At 27.2% G+C, this 4598-nt stretch carries 4 protein-coding genes; 1 reads left to right on the forward strand and 3 read right to left on the reverse strand.

The annotated features are described in order from the left end of the window. Positions 1-44: 44 nt before the first annotated feature. Together B2W91_RS06135 and pckA are read right to left on the reverse strand one after the other, a co-directional pair. Positions 45-1181, reverse strand: coding sequence for a hypothetical protein (locus tag B2W91_RS06135; RefSeq protein WP_291579444.1), 1137 nt, complete (start codon positions 1179-1181; stop codon positions 45-47). Between the two features lie 204 nt (positions 1182-1385). Beyond that, positions 1386-2957 carry a phosphoenolpyruvate carboxykinase (ATP) gene (gene pckA / locus B2W91_RS06140; protein ID WP_291579445.1) on the reverse strand — a complete coding sequence of 524 codons (1572 nt, stop codon included), beginning with the start codon at positions 2955-2957 and terminating at the stop codon, positions 1386-1388. A gap of 457 nt (positions 2958-3414) precedes the next feature. On the opposite strand from pckA, the gene B2W91_RS06145 reads away from it, so the two are divergent. Then, positions 3415-3831 (forward strand): hypothetical protein, encoded by a 417-nt coding sequence (locus B2W91_RS06145; protein ID WP_291579447.1) that lies wholly within the window; start codon positions 3415-3417, stop codon positions 3829-3831. A gap of 93 nt (positions 3832-3924) precedes the next feature. On the opposite strand, the gene B2W91_RS06150 is transcribed toward B2W91_RS06145, so the two are convergent. Then, a partial coding sequence (locus B2W91_RS06150) for a tetratricopeptide repeat protein (RefSeq protein WP_349680791.1) occupies positions 3925-4598 on the reverse strand: 674 nt, incomplete at its 5' end.

A 4598-nucleotide genomic window follows, 5' to 3' on the forward strand; every position in this document is an offset into this window, starting at 1 on the left:
CTATTATTTTTTGAAGATGCCTACAGTATCTGAAAGAAAATACCTTAATTCTTTCTAATCGTTATTTCTCTAATTGGAGTCTTTCCATCCTCAGATATTTTTATAGAGTTCTCTCCATTCACTATAGCTAAATCATAATAGGTATTTACTTTTACAAAATTTCCTCCATCAATACTTATATAATATTTCTCTAGCATAACACTATTTTTAAATACCCCTGTAGTAAATCCTATAAACTCCTCTGTATCTTCTTTTGCATCTCTTTTAGATAATATAATTGTTGGAAGGTTATCATTCTTTTCATCATGATATATTATCTCTGGGTTTATATGAAATACATCTTTTTTATTCACAAATATAGTAGGTCCAATATATCCTTCTTTATTTTCTAACTGAGCGTCCTCTTTATTTTTTACATAAGTAACATAAGAGTTACTTTTAATTTCATCAAATTTATTATTATCAATTTCTATAACATAGCTATTAAAATATTTTCCCATATTCTTTTTATATTTTTTGACAGCTTTTTCATTTTCTAACCCTACAATATTAACATTTTCAATACCTTTTTCAATTATTTCAACAGCACTTAATGGTATATCTTTATCGGTCACATAGCAGCCATTACCACCATCTATCATTACCCATTTACCATGAACCTTACTCCATACCTCAATTACCTTATAATTTTGTCTAGGTTTAACCTTTGTATTATTACTTGCGAAAAGCTTGCCTTTTCTTACATTTATATTAATTGTAGATAATCCTTCTTCCAAAAGTGTTGCATAATTATCATCAGACAATACTTTATTAGTTTCAATTTTCTTCATTATTTCTTCTGTGTTTTTCCCCACTTCAATAGCATTTATCTTAAATTCTGCTTTACTATTTATCCACTTAATCATTTCAAAAGCCTTGTCTATTTCATTTACGCCATTAGCAACTAATTTATCATATTTATATTTATTTTTTAATTTCTGCTGATAATCATTTTTTCCATCTAGATAGTAAAATTTAATATTAGTTCCTTCATAAAAGTTATCATACTTTACAATCTCAACCTTATATTTATGATTATATTTATTTAATTCTAAATTATTCTTAAAAATTATAGCTGCTGAAAATCCTCCTATTACTAATAATCCAATTATAATTTTTTTTATTCCATTACGTCTTTTCATTTCCCCTACCCCTAATCATTGTTTTTTGACATATACCATTATAATCTATTTCTGCTATATATTGAAGTAAATTTGTCTAAAAATTTATTTTTTTGGTTAATTTTGCGACTTTATAAACAATTTTTTTAATAAATATTAATTTATATGCGTTGTTACACGCAAAAGAGGAAAGTGCATATACACTTTCCTCTTATATAAGTATTATTACGCTACTGGACCTGCATTTTTAATATCATCACTTACTTCTTTAAATTTTTGGAAGTTATCGTTGAATTTTTTTGCAAGTTCTTTTGCTTTAATATCATATTCTTCTTTATTAGTCCAAGTATTTTTTGGATTTAATATTTCACTTGGTACATTTGGTACCTCTTTTGGTACTAGTACCTTAAATATTTCATGTTCTTCAAAATCTATGTTTTTTAATTGTCCATTTAATGCAGCTTTTACCATTGCTCTAGTATAGGTTAAGTTCATTCTCTTACCTACTCCATAAGCTCCACCAGACCATCCTGTATTTACAAGGTAAACTTCCGTATTATATTTTGTTATTTTTTCTCCTAACAGTTTAGCATATACTGATGGATTCATAAGCATAAATGGTTCTCCAAAACAAGCTGAGAAAGTTGCCTTCGGGGAAGTTATTCCTCTTTCAGTGCCTGCTAATTTACTTGTGTATCCAGACATAAAATGATACATAGCTGCTTCTTTAGATAATTTTGATATTGGTGGTATTACCCCAAAAGCATCTGCTGTTAAGAATACTACTGTATTTGGATGTTCTCCAAATCCACTCAAATCTGCATTATCTATATGTTCTACTGGATAAGCACCTCTTGTATTTTCTGTTAAGCTGTCATCATCAAAGTTTGGTCTTTTATTTTCGTCTAGCACTACATTTTCAAGTAATGAACCAAATTTTAACGCATTATATATCTGTGCCTCTTTTTCCTTATCAAGTTTTATTGTCTTAGCATAACAACCACCTTCAAAGTTAAATACACCTTTATCACACCATCCATGTTCATCATCGCCAATTAATCTTCTTTCTGGATCAGCAGATAAAGTTGTTTTACCTGTTCCTGATAATCCAAAGAATACTGCTGTATCGCCATTTTCTCCAATGTTAGCTGAACAATGCATTGGGAAAACTCCTTTTAGCGGTAATAAAAAATTCATAATTGAGAAAATTGATTTTTTAATTTCTCCTGAATATTGAGTTCCTCCAATTAAAACTATTTTTTTATCAAAATTGATAAGAACAAAAGCTTCTGAATTAACTCCATCTTCTTTACCTTTAGCTTTAAATCCTGGTGCTACAATTACACTAAATTGAGGATTGTGTTTTTTTAATTGTTCTTCTGTAGGTCTTCTAAATAGTTGTGTTGCCATTAACGCCTCTGATGCATATTCATTTACAACACGGATATCCATCTTATATTCTTCTAGTGCACCTACATATCCATCTACTACAAATAGATCTTTATCTGATAAATAATTGATTACTTCATCATACAGTTTATTAAATATATCCTCTTCAATCGGAAGATTAGTTTCTCCCCAGTTAATATATTCGTTAACACTATCTTGTCTTACAATAAACCTATCTTTTGGAGATCTTCCTGTATACTTTCCAGTACTAACTACTAATGCTCCACTTTCTGCTAAAGTTCCTTCTTCTCTCTTCACTGCAAATTCAACTAAATTTGCAACACTTAAGTTTCTGTAAACATTCTCTGATGTTTTAATTTGTAAATTTTCCACAATATTAGAATTCATTCTTAATTACCCCCGAAAACATTCTTAGTAAATTACATCAGTATTATTAAATAAAGCTTCTATAATTTTATATAAACACAATTGATTGAAAAATGCAATAAAAATTTTATTTTTCTAATATTTATTTGTTTTTATTGCAGTATAGTATTCATTATAGTGCTTATTTATCGCCTAACAATAATTAGTATATCATATTTTTTAAAAAAGTATAGCACATTTTACAAAATCTTTATAAATATGACCAATTTTTATTACTTTTTTAGCATTTTATATATATGGTAAAAATAAACTATTTAAAGAGAAGAATTTTTGTAAAAATTTTACTTATTTCCCCATAAAAATTATATTTATTCTTCTATCATAAAATAAATAATAATGATAATATCTATATTAAGTGAATAATTTATTTATATGTTTTGAGGTGATTATAATGTTTTGTACAAATTGTGGTGCTTTTATGGATAATGATCATTCCATCTGTCTACAGTGTGGTATTAGACAATTTACAGCTAACAAATTCTGTTATAACTGTGGTAAAAAAATTATTTCTCTTCAAAGTACTTGTGTAAATTGTGGCGTAGAGGTTAATAATTTGAAGCAAAAAATATATTTTAATGGGTTAATCCCTCCTAAAATTAATTTAATGAGTGCATTTATTTATATAGTAGCTTCTTTGTTAATCCCTGGGCTGGGTCAAATTCTTCTTGGTCAAGTAAAAAAGGGGTTTCTAATTTTAATTGTATCTGCAATTTTTGTTGTCACAACTTTTAGGGTATACCCCGGAGCAATGAATCTCATATTTGCTATTGACACTTATTTTATATACAAAAAACAACAACGTGGTTTAGCTGTTAGAGAATGGGAGTTCTTTTAATATTATTTATTCTATAATTTATAAATTAAAACTTTTCTTCTAATTTTATTATAGATATAAGAAAACACCTTTGTTCAAACAAAGGTGTTCTATCTAATAAAACATTACAAAATCAGGTATTTGCAAAACCTCATTATCTTTACCATTAGCATACTTGTTTTTTAAATCAACTATTTTATTATAATTTTCTTTGATAGTAGTTCTGGTATAATCATCATCACTATCTTTTAATCCTTTATAAGCTGCATCTAAATTTTCAAAGGCCCTTTCTAAATCCCCATCAACGGTTATATAATAGCATCCAGCATTATTCAATGTTAATATATCCTTTTGGTCAAGAGAATAAGAAATTTTTATTTCATTTAAAGCTTCTTTAGTCTTTTTAGAAATTAGATAAGCAGTTCCTAAAGTTCTATGATATTTAATTGATTTATCATCTTCTTCTATACAAGTTTTTAAAATGTTTATAGCTTCATTGTAATTATGATTTGATAAGTATATTAGCGCAGTTTGATATTTAAAATCAGTTATATTTGGCTTTAGTATTTGTGCAACTTTAAAATTCTTAACAGCACTAATGCTATCATTATTAGAATACCAATCATAAGTAGCTTTACTAATATATATACTACTATTATATGGTTCTTTATAAGTGGCATAATGAAAATATGGTTCGGAAGAATCTGGTTCCCCTATAGCTTTTAATATATTTGGCATCAAACTAGCATAATTATCTATATAAGAAGGATCTGCCTTTAATGACTTCT

Source organism: Clostridium sp. UBA6640, from assembly GCF_002455975.1.
Lineage (GTDB): Bacteria > Bacillota > Clostridia > Clostridiales > Clostridiaceae > Clostridium_J.

Coding starts and splice junctions, on each gene's coding strand:
- B2W91_RS06135 (WP_291579444.1), bottom strand. CDS start 1,181: ATGAAAAGACGTAATGGAATAAAAAAAATTATAATTGGATTATTAGTA.
- pckA (WP_291579445.1), bottom strand. CDS start 2,957: ATGAATTCTAATATTGTGGAAAATTTACAAATTAAAACATCAGAGAAT.
- B2W91_RS06145 (WP_291579447.1), top strand. CDS start 3,415: ATGGATAATGATCATTCCATCTGTCTACAGTGTGGTATTAGACAATTT.